The organism is Geobacter psychrophilus, assembly GCF_056821595.1.
In genome coordinates this window covers 4,348,084-4,363,538 of record NZ_JBXDTU010000004.1, presented here as the reverse complement: position 1 = coordinate 4,363,538, position 15,455 = coordinate 4,348,084, and the positions used below count along the sequence as shown (strand labels likewise).

Here is a 15,455-nt window from a genome sequence, read left to right as displayed (position 1 = left end):
GTCCCGTTGGAACAGGAGATAAGATTAAATGAATAGAGAAATCCCAAAACCAGATCCAGACCTAACTGAAGAGGAGAAGGCACTTGTAGCTAAATTGAGCCAACAAGATTTGAATGCAATTGATGAAGCATTGCTATCATATGCTTCGGAGCATTGGCGTAAAGTTGCTATGATCGTTGGGAGTACTATGGATGACCTAGAAAACCGTATTAATGGAATTCCTGATGTTTACTACTCTCAAAGATTACAGAAACTGGTTGAAGAAGGCCGCCTTGATTCACAAGGAAACCTTCAGTGTATGAGATTTAGCGAAGTACGACTGCACAAATAACTCAATTTTACCTAAAAGCTTTGAGCCGAAGAGTTACCGCAGGATGAGTCTACTGGTGTTATTGCAACGAAGGTGGAAAGAGGAAGTTCCAACCAGGCGGCGGCAGACGGGCTCCACTTCGCTCCGCCGCTGCGCCCCTACGACGTTGGGGCAATAGATAAAAATGATAAAAACAAATGTTCAAATAGTCGAAGATGATAATCGTGGAATCGTCACGGTCAACGGGCAAGAGTTCTCAGGATTCGTCCATGACTATAAATGCGAAATCTGCCATTCGCCTATTGTCTATGACGACAAATTTGACTCTCATTTCTGTCCAGGATGCAATTTATGGACTGAAACACACCCAGCCTGCTCGGACAAAACTTGCTGTTACTGCAACAAAACAAGACCTGAACGACCACTACGAGAACAAAAAGAATAAAGGCACCCCAACCAGACGGGTGCAGCCGTGCGACCGGCTGACCCGCCGCGCCGTTATAGCGGAATAAAAAATGGACGAAAACAAACTAAAAACATTGATAAAACAATTGGATGATGAAGTTCCACGCGATGGAGCCAAAGTCATATTAGAACAATATGGCGGTGGACCTGATGAGAGCCAGATTATTGCCAATCAACAGGGATATTTGCGTTTGGGGATTGAATTTCTCAAGGCAGCATTTGCAGATCATCAACCAATTTCAAAAAAAGGCTATGATTGCATTCCGGTTGAACTTGAATACTTAATTTCTGAAGACTCGAATGTAGGTTTTGATAATTTTGAGATAACGGAATCTTTCCCGAACTCGACATATAAAATGAGTGCGGGGAGTCGTTTGCTGTCTTTGGCTGTTTTCGTAGTAATTGTCTTGGTCATAGGCCTTGCATTTGTGGGGCTCGGTACAATAATTAAAGGAATTATTTAGCTATAACACCGGCTCCACGGGAGCGCGTTGCGCCCCGTGATCCTTGAACCCGTTCGACACAGGTGATAATTAATCAGTTATAGTTGACATTATACACATTGGCTCAACATGCTGATAAATAAAAGATATATATGTTTATTTGTATTGCTAATAAACAATTCAAGGTGTACGTTTAAATTAACTTTCCATTCTTCTGAGACCGCATACTCGTAGTTGCTCTTAATTGAGTTCGGCTTGAGTACCTCAGGGGAATTAACCAGCGTGTGCTTAACACAATGGTGTCGTCGCAGGCATTGGTCTCGCGATCTGATCCGCCGCAAGGCGTAGTAAAATTGATTTTCTCCAAAGGGAGTTGTGCGCCTTGCACACTCCCTTTTTGTTTGGGCCAACGGCCCTGGGACGACCAACGGTCGGACCATCCCTGTGCAGAAACTGATCACATAAAAACGCTAAGGCGTCACTTTTCAAGAAAAGTGACGCCGCCCGTAACACCGCACCCCATCTGGTTTTACCACACCTCAAAAAACTGATCCGCCGATGATCAAAAATTTCCCACCCCATTCGAGCGATAACCAAAATGTTATCGAATGACCCCATCACGTCTGCCGTCAGGCAGATACGCACGCAGCCTCCGGCAAAGTGCGTATAGCCGTGATGAACCTTCGCTACCCGAAATCTTCGGATTCGGATTAGTTCAGGGGACAGCGCCAGCTGTCTGGTCGCCTACACTCAACCACGATTCGGCCGCCTCGAACGGCCTATTACAAAGGGAGGTAATTTTATGAAGCCATTGTCTTGCCAAGCATTGGAGAGGGTAGGAAAGAACTGGAAAGTCGGCAGCGGTACTCGCGAAGCCAAACTGCAAACGATCAAGCGGTTTTGTAACTTCGTGCAGCAGAAATTCGGGCTGCAGCGTATAGAACACCTGAAGCCAGGACATATCCAGGCTTATGCCACAAGATTGCACGAGCAGGATATCAATGCTCGGACCGGTGCGAACTACATGGCTTATGTCCGTGACCTGTGCCAGGCGATCGGGAAGGGCGGCATCGTCTCAAAAGATAATGCCGCATATGGGTTTGGCGGGGTAACCCGCCAGAATCCGATAGCCACGAACTTTGACAGAGTCGACGAGATTCGGTCTCAGTTGGAAGCAAGAGCTGCGACCGGCGAACGTCTCGCCATGATGATGAGTGCCACCGCAGCCATGCGGGAAGCCTTCGGTCTTCGCCAAAAGGAAGCACAGTTGTCATGCAAGGTCATCATCAAGGACGGCAAAGCCTGCCTTGAAGTACTAGGTGCCAAGGGTGGTAAATCACGCGAGGTGCCTATACGGGACCAAATGCAGTTGAGAGCCATGGACAAGCTTGCGGCGACGGCAAAGGCGCTGGGAAACGCCAATGGTCGGGCTATTCCTCCCGAGATGTCGCTGAAAGCCGCCATGCAGGCCGAAAGCAAAGAATGGCATGACATGGGTGGAACACGTGCTGCGAAAGCCAACATGCACGCCCTGCGGCACGCATACACACAAGAACGTCTTGCAGAAGGCGGAACAAAAGCAGAAGTAAACCGTGAGTTGGGACACGGCGACCAGAGGTCGCTCGGCTCCTATGCTCACGACAACACGTAGATCGAAGCCCCGTTGGCCGCAGCAGTAATGCGGACCAATCGGGGCTTTTTGCGTTCTGGCCCCTCGGACAGCCTCCTGATCTAAGTTACAGGAGGATTTTTTTATGTCCGTACTTTGCGCCCCTGAAATGCAATATCCCATTGAACAGGTCCACACTCGAGAGTATGCTTCTGCAACGACCTCTATGTCCGTTTCGAATCGGGTGGTGTAACATGGCCCGAGACTCGAGCGGAAATGCCCTCAAAGCCAACCAGAACCTTCCTCTACATGAGATAACACTTGAGGATCTTGATTTCCTTGATAGTGCGGTAACCCAGGCTGAAATAGGTCTCCTGGAACACTACTTCGGGGATATTTTGAAAGACCGTTTGTTGAAAGGACCTGCATAATGAAAAACTTTTTGTATGAAAGAGTCAGTACCGGCCGCCAGGCAGACAACGATCTGTCGATCCCTGACCAGTCTGACCGGATGAAAGTCTGGTGCGAACAGAACAATTACCAGGTTGTCGGGGAGTTCAAGGACGAGGGGTTGACTGGTACCGATGAAAACCGCCCAGAGTTCCAGAGAATGCTGGCGGAGGCATGTGTCACGCCATCACCTGTGGATGCAATTGTTGTTTATAATCTTTCGCGGATTTACAGAAATCACCTCAAGCTGGGAGCTTTGCTGGTAAAATTAAAAAAACATCGAGTCCGCCTGATATCCATAACTCAACTAACGCAGGAGGACGCTGCCGGTGAACTCATGCGCAGCCAATTCGCCCTGTTTGATGAGTACCAGAGCAAGCAGAACGGCGCCAATACACTGCGTTGCATGATCAAGAATGCAGAGCGCGGTTTTTTCAACGGCTCCTCGGTTCCGTTTGGCTATCGAATTCATGAAACAACCGAACCGGCCCGTATGGGCTTCAAGAAGTTCCTGGAAGTCAACCTCGAGGAAGCAGAGGTGGTGAAACAGATCTTCGATCTGTACATCGAACGCAGCCTTGGTCTGAAGGGTGTGGCTTCCTACCTGAATGACAAAAATATCCTGCGTCGTGGAATATACTGGAGTACCTGCACCATCAACCTGATCCTCACCAATACGGTCTACAAGGGAGAAAAACGCTTCAATCAGCGTGATTGGCGAACGGGAGAACTCAAGGATGAGAAAGAGGTCATCATTATTCCTGTGGAACCAATTGTCTCGGAGGATGTTTTTGAACTGGCTCGCTACAAGCGTCAGCAACGCAGCCCCAAACGCTCACACCCCAAGCGGCTGGCATCCCCCAGGCTTCTGACCGGCCTGCTAAAATGCGGAGAATGCGGGGCCGCTATGACAATGGCCACCGGCACCGGAGAAGGTGGAACCTATAATTATTACCGTTGTACGACTAAGACCAAGAAAGCTATTGGCCTGTGTTCCTCGAGACCGGTACCGATGGAGAAATTCGACAAGGTGATCCTGAATGCCCTGGCCGATAAAATATTCACACCGGAGCGGGTTGCTACGATTCTGACAGAATTGAAACAACGCATGAACAAGGACAGTGGACAGGATATCAGCGAACTCAACAAACAGCTCAAGGTAGTACAGCACAAGGTCGACTTGCTTTATGATGCCATTGAAAATGGTTGCGTTTCCCTGGATGAGGACACCAAGGCCCGCATGGATGCCAACAAGGCCAAAAGGGCGGAGCTGGCCGCCAAGATCGCAAATTACCAACTCTCGCCGAAGATGTTGGTGGATACGATTACAGCGGCTGAGGTCAAGCAATGGAGTGAACTGCTCAGGGAAAAGCTGCTGGATACGACAGGCGGATTTCCGAAGGAATACCTGCAACTGCTGATCAAGGAAATCGTGCTGACGGGCAAGCAGGTGCGGGTCTCGGGTGACACTCGTGCGCTTGTCGGTGCCATACGCATTTCAGGAGAAACAAAAAATCCGACAACCGCAAAAGCAGTTATCGGATTCAATGATGTTTGGCGCGCCCGGACCGATTCGAACGGCCGACAACCTGGTTCGAAGCCAGGGACTCTATCCAGCTGAGCTACGGGCGCATGAAAGGATGTTGAAAGTGTCAGCAGAAGTGATACACCTGCGCAGTTGATTACTGTTACCCCTTTTGCTGCCAATTCTTATAGCCTGTTCAGCCCAAAAAGTCAAAGTCTCTTCTGTCTTGCTGGTTCTGCGATCCTGGGCATTTGATTTATCGGCTTGATCTGATAGTATTCATCCATGGACGCATTCATTATATTACTTGTTGCTGGTGCCGCTATGGCTCTGTTTGCCATTGCAGTTATGGCGATCTATAGTCTATTGGAAGCGGATCAAAAAAAGAGGGAAATACGGCGATATGTCAGGAAGCAGATAATGAAGCAGATGGAGCTTGAAAAGGAATTAGAAGGTACCAAAAAGCAGGTGTCATAACATCAGGATTCCAGCATGCATTTCAGTCGAGAAAATGCTGTCCGTATTTTCATCTCCAGCCTGTAGCAAGGCTGACCTGCCTCAAGTTGCTCCATATCCGATTTGTATACCAGGACACTCACCAGATAACCTTTGGAAATCAGGTTCATGAGGTGTGTGTCAACACAACCAACATCCTTGCCTTCAACTATAACTATCTTCGTTACACGTATCCCCGCCTGAGCAGCAATATCAGCAGTGAACTCTTTAATAATCTTATGTATCTCTTTATCCATTTCAAGACCTGCACAGGGAGACTTCTAACGGGCACAAAAATAGAAGGCTGATATTGTAGGCTTTCAACTACCCTTATACGTTATTCACAAAAAGCCGGGTTGCTCTGTTGGGATAAAAAAAGTCCCTGATGGCCGGAGAGCCACCAGGGCAAAGCTGAAGGAGAAAGGTCTTTACCGTCAGCAGCAAGCGAAATATATTTTTTACCGGTCTTTTGATTAGCATTGATCTTTATTTAAAACTTATAATTATTATGCACACACAACACCGATTGTCAACAATTATGTCTTCAGTAATTATAAAATTATCGTTGTTATTATTAGCAATTTGGATAATCACCGGTGATTTTTGCAGAAAACAGAAAACCCATTCTCATCAATAGTTGACCATTTTATTATCAATGGAAACGATTGAATCGATATGGGCTTATCACGAAGCAATGCTGGTGCTGCACTCTGCCGAAAATTCCATCTGGCCTGGCTAACGCACCATAATGTATAGCAATATCAACGCAGTACGGTTAATAGGTGCTTGAATGTATCAAGAGACATGCCGTTACTTTTTTACGTTATTCGCCGCATCCTTGCCGTAGCGATCGATAAACGACTGCACTTGACGTGACGTTTCACTGGCGCTGTCCAAAGTCAGGTAACGCCGCCACAGTACCAACGCCTTGTCGATCCGGTTGAGATCAAATGCGAGTACATAGCCGCTGTTATAAAGGCTTTCCAGGTTGTAGGGATCTACTTTAAAGGCCTTGTCAAAATTTTCGAGGGCGTGGGAGAAATCACCGATTTGCCGGTACATGGCACCCTGGTCATTAAGAATATTGGTGTCATCAGGTTTGATTGCCAGTGCCCGGCTGTAGGCTGCTATAGCCTGGGCATGCATGTCGGCATCAAAATATGCATTTCCCAGTACCCGCCAGGCCTCAAGGTCTCCGGGATCACGTTCCGTTTTCTGAATCGCGTCTGCTATCAGCCGCTGAACCGCCTCAGTTGCCTGATTTTCCTCCGGTGCATCAGCAACAGGCTCACTCTCTATTGATTCCTTGTCATCATCGGCGCTGACACTGTCTTCCTCCAGGGAGGGACATACCTTCAGGGCCGCCATGTCTAGTACCGAACCGGGAATGATCGCATCAGGCGTGCTGCCGCCCTTTGTCCGTGCCAATCGTTTACCTGTTGCTCCAAGAATATCGACCAGCCCCAGCACGGCGTTTTGTTCGCTGCAATCAATCTCGTAATATTCCAGGTGGAGTCGATAGGACTTCTGGCCATAATCGGCTGCGGCCTGTTTGCGCTGCTGTTCGCCCAACGGTGTAAATCTGAGCCAGACAGCCAGTCTGCTCAGGTTGGTCATGCGGATGGATTGGGTGTCGATAGCGACATCGTGCCGTCCGGTGCGCGCCAGGGGTTCCCATTGAACGGCCACGGCATTCCGGGGTATGACGCAGAGTGCAATGGCCAGTACCATTACCAGATACGCCACTCTATTCACGATGGTTCCCGATTTTGCTGGCATCATGAGAGACCTCACCATTGATTGAGTTTACCGGCCGCGACTATAGCATAACCGCTGATTATGAGAGAGTGTTTTATAACGTATGTGCATTGTTGAATCGTTGGAACTCACGAATGTTCCTTGGCAGCAGCACATTTATGCAGCGACAGTTGCAGCAGGATCCTGGCCAGTTCGGCAGGATCGCTGGCGGGAGGATAACAGGTGCCCCTGGCGCAGATGGACACGGAAGGAACAGATTCTTCGCCGGACTCGCACAGGATGGCCAGGTTCGGAAGATAGCCCGCCTTTATCTGCAGCAGAAGGTCACGCAGGCCGGCTGATTTCCTGTTGCCGCGGAAGGTGGCCAGGACCGGATCATTCTCCAGCATGCTCAAGGCCTGAAGCGATCCCAGGTGTGCCGAGGGGTGGCGCCGGGCATCGTCCAGGGACGTGGCCAGCAGCGCATGGGCATGATCCAGCAGTTCCGGTCGATCACAGCAGTGGGCCAGGCGAATGAAGTTCTTTGCAGCCAGCGAAAAAGGGGAGGGGAGGACGCCGTCGTGCTCCAGCGAGGCACGGATCGGCATCTGCTCGGCATCGTGACCGCTTTTGGAAAACTCGACCCTGTCGCTGCTATAGAACAGCCGCAGGGTTTCCTCCGCCAGGTGCAGTGCCGCGTCCAGCCAGCTCTGGTCGAGGGTGGCCTCGAACAGCTCAATCAGGCCATAAGTAAAAAAGGCATAATCCTCCAGAAAGGCGGGTATGTCTGAGGGGCCATTCATGTAACTGCGCAGCAGCCTGCCGTCTTTGCGCCGCAGATTCTCAAGGATGAAGCCCGCTGCCCGGGCGGCCCGCTCGATGAACTCCTGCGAGCCGGTGATTGCTCCACCCTTGGCCAGGGCTGCGATCATCAGTCCGTTCCAGGCGGTGATGATTTTTTCATCGCGCAGCGGGTGGATACGCTTGCTGCGCTCCTCAAGCAGGCGCTCACAGCATGCTTCCAGGGTTTGCTCGATCGTGTCCAGATCCAGTTCGTCGCTGGTGTTGAACTGCGCATTAGTGGCCGGTGTATTAAGGATCGAGCGCCCTTCAAAATTACCGTAACTGCTGACATCGTACAAGCGGCAGAACAGGGCTGCGTCAGCTCCCAGGATGGTATCAATTTCCTCTTTGGTCCAGAGGTAATATGTGCCTTCTTCGCCTTCGGAATCGGCGTCCAGGGCAGAGTAGAAACCGCCCTGCGCTGAGGTCAGATCCGCGGCGACAAAACCGTAAATGCCAAGCGCCGTATCAAGAAAAAAACTGTCGTTACTGGCCTGGAACGCTTCCAGGGAGACCAGGGCCAGCATGGCCTGGTCGTAGAGCATCTTTTCAAAATGCGGCACCAGCCACTTCTGATCAACGGAATAGCGGTGCAGGCCACCCCCCAGCTGATCCCAGATGCCGCCGCAGCGCATCATGCGCAGGGTGAAGAGTGCCATATCCAGCGCCGCGTCGTTGCCGTCCGCACCCTGCTCGATCAGCCAGCTCAGGTTGATCGGCATGGGAAACTTGGGCGCCGTTCCGAATCCGCCCAGTTCCGGGTCGTAGATGCCGGAGAGCTGCTCGAAAGCCTCCTGGTTCAGCTCATCAAGATCGGTGGCCTCCTGCGGGATCGGCTGGGAAATGTTCTCCAGGGTTTCCATGATGGCGTTGCAGTTGTTTTCGATCTTGTCCGGCTGCTGGCGCCAGAGCGTGGCGATATTTCCCAGCAGGCCCATCAGCCCGCGCATGCCCTGGCGATCGTTCTTCGGCAAATAGGTCATGGCGAAGAAGGGGCGTTTTTCCGGTGTCATGAAGATATTGAGCGGCCAGCCGCCGCTGCCGGTCAATACCTGGGCAACGGTCATGAAAAATTCGTCGATGTCCGGGCGTTCTTCGCGATCAACCTTGATGCAGACGAAGTATTTGTTGAGCAGTGCCGCGACCTCGACATCCTCAAAGGATTCGTGGGCCATGACGTGACACCAGTGGCAGGTGGCGTAACCGATGGAGAGCAGGACAGGGCGGCTCTCGCGGCGGGCCAGTTCAAAGGCGTCATCACCCCATTCATACCACTCCACCGGATTTTCGGCGTGCTGCAGCAGATAGGGGCTGCGGGCGAAGATCAGGCGATTGAAGCGCTCACCGCCATCCGCCGGCAGGCTGCTTTTGTCGATGGCGATCAGTTCGGCCAGGTGTGCCCCGCTGTCAAGCGTAGAGGTGCTTTTCACTCAACCACCTCCAGCACACCTTCCATACCCTTTTCGCGGTGGCTGGACATGAAGGGCGGTTTTTTGTCGCAGAAAATCGGATAGCTGCCGCTTTTGGTCGGAGTGAACGTGATGGCCTTCGGATCTCGCGACAACGATTCATTGACCGAGATGCCCGCCTCGGGTGCGTTGATGACAATGTTATGCGGGATGACGTAGCCATCCTTGCGGACGTTGAGCTCTACCGGCAGATTGACCTTGACGATGATGTGGGCGGGTTTGAAATAATAATCGCTCCCCAGGATCTCGACCCGCTGGACGCCGTCCTTGTCGAGCGGAACGATTGTCGGAGATGCAGGTTCAGCTGCGAAGACCGTGGCCAGGGTGGAGAGCAGCACCAGGCAGATAATGATGAGATGTTTCATGGCATGACTCCTCCGAAAAATTTTCTCTGAATTAGCGTACACAACCAGCAGATGCATGACCCACGCATCTCTCTGGACAAGTTCATATTTGCTTGTATTATATCTTTACTATATATCCAACGGAGGTTTATATGAAAAAAATTCTGCTCACGTTCATGATGCTGGTCAGTTGTACATCCTTTGCCGCTGCCGGTGACAAAACATTGCCGCGTCCGGAAGCATTGAGCGAAGAAACCATCTATTTGACGGATAAGCTCTCTGTCAACTACGATACGCTGGTGATTAAAGACTTTAGCGCCGACAAAGTCGAATATTCCAACGTGGATGATGAAGAAAAAGCGACGATAACCAAGATGCTGCCTGTTCTGAAATCAAATATTGCACTGACGCTGGAAGCTGATCTCAAGGAAAAGAAGATCTTCAAAACGATCCTCAGGAACGAAGTTCAAAAGGATAGGACCGTGATTCTGGAGGGACAGTTCAGCGAATTCAATGCCGGCAGCCGGGCCCTCAAGTTTTTCGTCGGTTTTGGTGCCGGCAAGGTTTACATCAAGTTCAAGGGACGCCTAGTGGATGCAGAAAGCGGCAAAGAACTGGCGGTATTCGAGGATCGTGAGACCGGATATCGGGGCTCAATGACACTTGAAGGCTATCAGGACCTCTTTCCTCATCAGGCCAAGGGCATTGGAGAGAATCTGGCCAAGTTCCTGACTCAACTCTACTGAATCGGGCAATTGTCGCTGAATCAAGCCCGCCACCGGTCAGGTGGTGGGCTTTTTTTATAGGTGCAGGGCTGCGGAGTCAGTTTCCGCAGATCCCGATTGATCCTTCAGTGCATTTCCGGCCATCCATCCAGGTTGCTCCGCCCAGCTTTACTCCGTCCAGTTTTGTGCCGATCCCTTTCGCGCCGGAAAGGTTTGCATTACTCAGATCAGCCCCGGTCAGGATTGCCCCGCTCAGGTTGGCTGCTCTCAGGTCCGCAGCGGCCAGATTTGCCCCGCTCAGGTTTGTGTTGTTCAGGTGCGCATCGACCAGTCTGGTCTTGCTCAGTTTTGCCCCACTCAGATCTACCCTGCTGAGATTGGCCTTGCTCAGATCGGCTCCGTCCAGTTTCAGCCCGGTGGTGTGGGTTGCCTTGGTCAGATTTGTCCCGATCAGTACGGCTCCGCTCAGATCAGCTCCGCTCAGGTTGGTTTCATTCAGTTCCGCTCCGCTCAGGTTTGAACCGCTCAAGTCGGTACCGCCCAGCTTTGCCTCGCTCAGGATTGCGCTGCTCAGGTCGGCTTTGCTCAGATTCATTCCGCTCAGATCCATCCTGAACAGATTCGTCCCGCGCATGGTGACCCCTCCCAGATGTACCTTGTCCAGTTTGACCCCGCGCAGATCAGCCCTGCTCAGGTCGGCAAAATTCAATGACGCCCCGCTCAGATTGGCCCCCATCAGGTTGACCCCGTTCAGGTTGGCCATATCCAGTCGGGCCCCGTTCAGATTTGCCATGCTCAGATTGGCCCCGCTCAGGTTGGCCCCGCTCAGATCAGTCCCCTTCAGGTTGGCACCGTTCAGGTCGGTCCGGCTCAGGTTGGCGGCTTCCAGGTTTGAGGATTTGAGGACAGAACTGGCCAGACCGATGCCGCGCAGGTCGGCTTCGCTCAGGTCACACGCCGTGCAGTTCTGGACGGTCTTGACCTGGGAGAGATGCGATGGATTGAAGGCGACAGCAGGTCCGGTCATCAATCCGGACAGCAGGGCGGCGCCTGCCAGTATGCTGACAATCTGTTGTGGATGGGATGCTTTCATGGTCAATCTCCTAGCATGCGTGCAAAAAAATCCTCAGCTATGTTAGCCGAGTCAACCTTGTTATCTGCAGCGGCACTTGAAGTGTCATTGAGCAGATGCGCCGGTATCTCGGCCAGGAACCGGCTTGGTCTGCGCTCCTCGATTGCGCCGTATTTACGGCGGGTCAGGCAGCGGGAGATCGTCAGATGTTTGCGGGCCCGGGTGATGCCGACATAACAGAGTCGCCGTTCCTCAGCGCAGGAGGGATCTTCTTCGACCGAGCGTTTGTGCGGCAGCAGCTCTTCCTCCAAACCTACCAGGTAGACGTGGGCAAACTCTAGCCCCTTGCTGGAGTGCAGCGACATCAGGGTGACGGCATTTTTGCCGTGCTCCTTGTCATCGTCGGACTCCTGTTCATCCATCAGCGAGATGCGCTCCAGAAATTCCGACAACCCCGCCCGCAGGTTCTGTTCTTCAAAGGTCGCCAGGGAGTTGACGATCTGCTCGATATTTTCGATCCGTTTCTTGGCCTGGGAAACGTCATTGAGGGTGCGATAGATTTCATCCTCGATGCGCAGGCGGTTGAACAGGACATTGGTCTGTGCTCCCAGCCTGGACCGTTTGTCGAATCCGTCGATGACCCCTTTCATCATGCTGTAGAAGGCCGTCACCGTCTTGCGTGCCGATTCGGACATACCGGGGATCTCAGCCACCCGCTGCAGGGCTTCGAACAGCGGTATGTCCTGCTCCATGGACCACTGGTTGAGGCGCACCAGGGTCGTGTCGCCGATACCGCGGCGCGGGAAGTTGATGATCCGCAGCAGGGAGGCCTCGTCGCCGGGATTGTCGATCACCCGCAAATAGGCAATGGCGTCCTTGACCTCCTTGCGTTCGTAAAACTGCTGTCCGCCGACCACCACATAAGGGATGCGCTCCATGCGGAGTTTCTCTTCAAAGGCGCGGCTCTGGGCATTGGAGCGGTACAGGATGGCGAAATCCGACCAGGAAAGCTTGTCGCGGTACTGCTCCATCATCATGCTCTCGACAATCCTGGCAGACTCTTCGTCCTCGCTGCTCGCCACGATCAGATCGATCTCCCGTCCCTGACCGCTGGCCGTCCAGAGCGCCTTGTCGGTGCGCACCGGGTTGTTTTTTATGACACAGTTGGCCGCATCCAGGATCGAGCTGGTGGAGCGGTAGTTCTGCTCCAGCTTGATGACCTTGCATTCCCGGTAATCGTGCTCGAAATTGAGGATGTTCTGCACCTCGGCCCCGCGCCAGCCGTAGATGGACTGGTCGTCATCCCCGACCACGCAGATGTTGCCGTACTTCTGTGCCAGCAGCGAGATCATCAGGTACTGGGAGGCGTTGGTGTCCTGGTATTCGTCCACCATGATATAGCGGAAGCGCTCCTGCCAGAAGGAGAGGATGGCTGCATTGGTCTTCAGCAGCCCGACCGAGAGCATGATGATGTCGTCGAAATCGATGGCATTGAAGCCCTTGAGCAGCTCCTGGTAGCGTGGGTAGACCGCAGCCGCGGCCAGTTCGAGCGGGTCATTGGGCGCAGGGGTGAAGTCCTTCGGTCCGATCAGGCGGTTTTTCAGCCCGGAGATCTTCCACAGGACCCGGTCCGGGTCGATCACCTTGTGGTCGATATCCCGTTCACGCATGGCCTGACGCAGTACACCGGCCTGGTCGGAGGAGGAATAGATGGAGAAATTGGGTTTGAAGCCCAGAGCGCGGATGTCGCGGCGCAGGATGCGCACCCCCAGGGAGTGGAAGGTGGATATGACGATGCCGTCGGCCATGCTGCCGGCCATACCGGCCACCCGTTCGCGCATCTCCCGGGCGGCCTTGTTGGTAAAGGTCACTGCCAGGATATTCTCGGCCGGGACATGCTTGTCTTTCAGCAGGTGGACGATGCGGGTGGTGACGACCTGGGTCTTGCCGGAACCGGCCCCGGCCAGGATCAGCAGGGCGCCTTCAGTATGGTTGACCGCCTGTCGCTGCGGTGGGTTGAGTCGTTTCATGGCTAGATGTGTACCATAACCTGAAGCGTTGATGCAAATCTGTTTGAATACCCGGTACAGCATCCGATGCTGCGGCACGTTCAAACAGCTTGCCTATCCGGCATTCATGCGTTACGCTTTTTTCTTGCCAGCAGAACACTGGTCGGGAGCATCATTTGTGGAACTGACACAGAAACAGCAGCAATTCAATTCAGCCATGGACCTCTATGCTTCCAGACCGATCTACAGATATTTCGGGATTGTTGTTGCGCTATCGAATGTATCCCTTCAGGTTTATCTCCTGTTCCGGATACTGCCGCTCCACGTGGGGGTCTTCTGGCAGCTGGTCTCGATTGTTACGGCGTATCTCCTCGCCGACTTCATAAACGGCCTGGTCCACATGTATATGGACAACAACGACCGCTACGATTCGCTGGACGGTCCCTTGATCGCCAATTTCCACCTGCACCACAAAGTTCCCCAGTACAGGAAGCATAACCTGCTGGTCGTATATGTTCAGGAATCAGGCTCGAAGGTTTGGCTGGTCGGGTATCTGCTGCTGGTTGTGGTTCTTGAGGGCATGTTCGGGATTGATCCGGTAGTGTTGCATATCCTTGTCTATATCGGGATTCTGTCGTCATGTGCCGAAGTCTCCCATTATCTGTGCCACACGTCCACGTCAACCATGGCAGGGGTTCTGGCCGGCTGCGGTCTGTTGCTGTCAGCGGCACCATGCGCGGCATCATCTGCAGGACAATTGTTCTTACGCCTTTCTCAACGGCGTCAGCGACCCGCTCCTCAATTTGATTGCCGCTGCCTGTTGCAAAGGTTATAAACAGGGTTCTGATCTGCATTATGCAGCCTATGTCGGGGTGGATACTGCGGATCGATAACGGTTGTCATCCCGGGAGTATCCGGCTCATAATTTAAACGTATAGCGTAAAGAGGTTTGGAAATGCGAATAGCAATTGTCGGCGCGGGTGCGCTGGGGCTGTACTACGGAGCGCTGCTGCAGCGCGGTGGTGAGGATGTGCATTTTCTGCTGCGGCGGGATTTTCAAGCTGTTTCCCGCAGGGGCCTGAAGATCTTTTCCATCAACGGCGATTTCGAGCTGTCCGCGGTTCAGGCCTATCGTGAGCCGCAGGAGATCGGTCCGGTTGATCTGGTGCTGGTGGGTTTGAAGACCTTCGCCAATGACCAGTATGCCGATCTGATCAGGCCGCTGCTGGGTGAGGGAACGCAGATTCTGACCCTGCAGAACGGGCTGGGCAATGAGGAGGCGCTGGCTGAACTGTTCGGTGCCGAACGTGTCATCGGCGGGGTGGCCTTCCTCTGCTCCAACCGCGGTGAGCCGGGCGAGGTGCATCACCTGGGGGCCGGTCGAATCATCCTTGGTGAGTATCAGGCAATCGATCCGGAGCGGGTTGAAAAATTGAGCGCCATCTTTGTACATGCCGGTGTCGAGTGCCGGTCGACGGATGATCTCAAGCGGGCCCGCTGGGAAAAGCTGGTCTGGAATATCCCCTTCAATGGCCTGTGTGCCCTGCTGCAGCAGACGGTGGACCGGTTGCTGGTGGTTCCTGAGACCAGGCGCCTGGTGCGGGAGATCATGCTGGAGGTGATCCGGGCGGGCAATGCCCAGGATTTGTCTGCATTGATCCCGGAAAGGTTTGCCGAGAGCATGCTGGAGTTCACCGACAACATGGGTGTCTATAAGCCCTCCATGCAAATTGACCGGGAAGAAGGGCGCCGGCTTGAGATCGCTGCCATCTTCAGGATTCCGCTGGATTTTGGTGCACGCCGGGGCGTTGACATGCCGCGGGTGGAGATGCTGGCGACCCTGCTGGAACAGTCGCTGTGATGATCGTTGGATGCATACGTGTTGCGTCAACACGGTACTCTGGTATTGTTAGATCAGGAATATGCTGGAAATCAGTGGAGGTACGGCAGTGAAGGCAT

15 protein-coding genes, 1 tRNA gene and 1 pseudogene are annotated in these 15,455 nt (G+C 52.9%); 10 read left to right on the top strand and 7 right to left on the bottom strand.

Annotation, left to right across the window (positions count from 1 at the left end; genetic code table 11):
* Window positions 1–28 precede the first annotated feature (28 nt).
* From ACOCF6_RS22860 to ACOCF6_RS22835, 6 genes and pseudogenes are all read left to right on the top strand, one after another.
* On the top strand, window positions 29–331 hold the full coding sequence (locus ACOCF6_RS22860) for a DUF3658 domain-containing protein (protein ID WP_482462641.1): 303 nt from the start codon (window positions 29–31) through the stop codon (window positions 329–331).
* Window positions 332–579: 248 nt separating this feature from the next.
* Entirely contained in the window at window positions 580–822 is a 243-nt protein-coding gene (locus tag ACOCF6_RS22855) for a hypothetical protein (RefSeq protein ID WP_482462640.1), read from the top strand.
* Between the two features lie 3 nt (window positions 823–825).
* Window positions 826–1,239 carry a hypothetical protein gene (locus ACOCF6_RS22850; protein WP_482462639.1) on the top strand — a complete coding sequence of 138 codons (414 nt, stop codon included), beginning with the start codon at window positions 826–828 and terminating at the stop codon, window positions 1,237–1,239.
* A gap of 781 nt (window positions 1,240–2,020) precedes the next feature.
* Window positions 2,021–2,869, top strand: a complete 849-nt coding sequence (locus tag ACOCF6_RS22845; protein WP_482462638.1) for an integrase domain-containing protein — start codon at window positions 2,021–2,023, stop codon at window positions 2,867–2,869.
* 212 nt (window positions 2,870–3,081) lie between these two features.
* Window positions 3,082–3,258: a hypothetical protein gene (locus tag ACOCF6_RS22840; RefSeq protein ID WP_482462637.1), complete on the top strand. Its 177-nt coding sequence runs from the start codon at window positions 3,082–3,084 to the stop codon at window positions 3,256–3,258.
* Window positions 3,258–4,313 (top strand): annotated as a pseudogene (locus ACOCF6_RS22835) (recombinase family protein); the annotation flags it as partial. The gene ACOCF6_RS22840 and the pseudogene ACOCF6_RS22835, both read left to right, overlap by 1 nt.
* A gap of 519 nt (window positions 4,314–4,832) precedes the next feature.
* Here the strand turns inward: ACOCF6_RS22835 and ACOCF6_RS22830 are convergent.
* Window positions 4,833–4,909, bottom strand: a tRNA-Arg gene (locus ACOCF6_RS22830).
* Window positions 4,910–5,087: 178 nt separating this feature from the next.
* Between ACOCF6_RS22830 and ACOCF6_RS22825 the strand changes: the two genes are divergently transcribed.
* On the top strand, window positions 5,088–5,279 hold the full coding sequence (locus ACOCF6_RS22825; protein WP_482462636.1) for a hypothetical protein: 192 nt from the start codon (window positions 5,088–5,090) through the stop codon (window positions 5,277–5,279).
* A gap of 2 nt (window positions 5,280–5,281) precedes the next feature.
* Here the strand turns inward: ACOCF6_RS22825 and ACOCF6_RS22820 are convergent, their stop codons facing one another.
* From ACOCF6_RS22820 to ACOCF6_RS22805, 4 genes are all read right to left on the bottom strand, one after another.
* Window positions 5,282–5,554 (bottom strand): hypothetical protein, encoded by a 273-nt coding sequence (locus tag ACOCF6_RS22820; protein ID WP_482462635.1) that lies wholly within the window; start codon window positions 5,552–5,554, stop codon window positions 5,282–5,284.
* Window positions 5,555–6,107: 553 nt separating this feature from the next.
* Window positions 6,108–7,079: a tetratricopeptide repeat protein gene (locus ACOCF6_RS22815; protein ID WP_482462634.1), complete on the bottom strand. Its 972-nt coding sequence runs from the start codon at window positions 7,077–7,079 to the stop codon at window positions 6,108–6,110.
* Between the two features lie 104 nt (window positions 7,080–7,183).
* A complete protein-coding gene (locus ACOCF6_RS22810) occupies window positions 7,184–9,307 on the bottom strand; it encodes a thioredoxin domain-containing protein (protein WP_482462633.1) in 2,124 nt (707 codons plus the stop codon).
* On the bottom strand, window positions 9,304–9,711 hold the full coding sequence (locus ACOCF6_RS22805) for a cupredoxin domain-containing protein (protein WP_482462632.1): 408 nt from the start codon (window positions 9,709–9,711) through the stop codon (window positions 9,304–9,306). The genes ACOCF6_RS22810 and ACOCF6_RS22805 overlap by 4 nt, the downstream gene beginning before the upstream one ends.
* A gap of 131 nt (window positions 9,712–9,842) precedes the next feature.
* Here ACOCF6_RS22805 and ACOCF6_RS22800 point away from each other — a divergent pair, with 131 nt between their 5' ends.
* On the top strand, window positions 9,843–10,436 hold the full coding sequence (locus ACOCF6_RS22800) for a DUF4410 domain-containing protein (RefSeq protein ID WP_482462631.1): 594 nt from the start codon (window positions 9,843–9,845) through the stop codon (window positions 10,434–10,436).
* A gap of 76 nt (window positions 10,437–10,512) precedes the next feature.
* On the opposite strand, the gene ACOCF6_RS22795 is transcribed toward ACOCF6_RS22800, so the two are convergent.
* Both ACOCF6_RS22795 and ACOCF6_RS22790 read right to left on the bottom strand, forming a co-directional pair.
* Window positions 10,513–11,508 (bottom strand): pentapeptide repeat-containing protein, encoded by a 996-nt coding sequence (locus ACOCF6_RS22795; protein ID WP_482462630.1) that lies wholly within the window; start codon window positions 11,506–11,508, stop codon window positions 10,513–10,515.
* Window positions 11,509–11,510: 2 nt separating this feature from the next.
* Entirely contained in the window at window positions 11,511–13,517 is a 2,007-nt protein-coding gene (locus tag ACOCF6_RS22790; RefSeq protein WP_482462629.1) for an ATP-dependent helicase, read from the bottom strand.
* A gap of 157 nt (window positions 13,518–13,674) precedes the next feature.
* Between ACOCF6_RS22790 and ACOCF6_RS22785 the strand changes: the two genes are divergently transcribed.
* Both ACOCF6_RS22785 and ACOCF6_RS22780 read left to right on the top strand, forming a co-directional pair.
* Window positions 13,675–14,331 (top strand): fatty acid desaturase CarF family protein, encoded by a 657-nt coding sequence (locus tag ACOCF6_RS22785; RefSeq protein WP_482462628.1) that lies wholly within the window; start codon window positions 13,675–13,677, stop codon window positions 14,329–14,331.
* Window positions 14,332–14,451: 120 nt separating this feature from the next.
* Window positions 14,452–15,357 (top strand): putative 2-dehydropantoate 2-reductase, encoded by a 906-nt coding sequence (locus tag ACOCF6_RS22780; protein ID WP_482462627.1) that lies wholly within the window; start codon window positions 14,452–14,454, stop codon window positions 15,355–15,357.
* Window positions 15,358–15,455: the final 98 nt, after the last annotated feature.

What these genes read in the sequence shown, in the direction of transcription:
- ACOCF6_RS22860 (WP_482462641.1), top strand. Translation starts at nt 29, where the DNA reads ATGAATAGAGAAATCCCAAAACCAGATCCAGACCTAACTGAAGAGGAG.
- ACOCF6_RS22845 (WP_482462638.1), top strand. Translation starts at nt 2,021, where the DNA reads ATGAAGCCATTGTCTTGCCAAGCATTGGAGAGGGTAGGAAAGAACTGG.
- ACOCF6_RS22815 (WP_482462634.1), bottom strand. Translation starts at nt 7,079, where the DNA reads ATGATGCCAGCAAAATCGGGAACCATCGTGAATAGAGTGGCGTATCTG.
- ACOCF6_RS22800 (WP_482462631.1), top strand. Translation starts at nt 9,843, where the DNA reads ATGAAAAAAATTCTGCTCACGTTCATGATGCTGGTCAGTTGTACATCC.
- ACOCF6_RS22820 (WP_482462635.1), bottom strand. Translation starts at nt 5,554, where the DNA reads ATGGATAAAGAGATACATAAGATTATTAAAGAGTTCACTGCTGATATT.
- ACOCF6_RS22850 (WP_482462639.1), top strand. Translation starts at nt 826, where the DNA reads ATGGACGAAAACAAACTAAAAACATTGATAAAACAATTGGATGATGAA.
- ACOCF6_RS22790 (WP_482462629.1), bottom strand. Translation starts at nt 13,517, where the DNA reads ATGAAACGACTCAACCCACCGCAGCGACAGGCGGTCAACCATACTGAA.
- ACOCF6_RS22795 (WP_482462630.1), bottom strand. Translation starts at nt 11,508, where the DNA reads ATGAAAGCATCCCATCCACAACAGATTGTCAGCATACTGGCAGGCGCC.
- ACOCF6_RS22840 (WP_482462637.1), top strand. Translation starts at nt 3,082, where the DNA reads ATGGCCCGAGACTCGAGCGGAAATGCCCTCAAAGCCAACCAGAACCTT.
- ACOCF6_RS22780 (WP_482462627.1), top strand. Translation starts at nt 14,452, where the DNA reads ATGCGAATAGCAATTGTCGGCGCGGGTGCGCTGGGGCTGTACTACGGA.
- ACOCF6_RS22805 (WP_482462632.1), bottom strand. Translation starts at nt 9,711, where the DNA reads ATGAAACATCTCATCATTATCTGCCTGGTGCTGCTCTCCACCCTGGCC.
- ACOCF6_RS22855 (WP_482462640.1), top strand. Translation starts at nt 580, where the DNA reads ATGACTATAAATGCGAAATCTGCCATTCGCCTATTGTCTATGACGACA.
- ACOCF6_RS22825 (WP_482462636.1), top strand. Translation starts at nt 5,088, where the DNA reads ATGGACGCATTCATTATATTACTTGTTGCTGGTGCCGCTATGGCTCTG.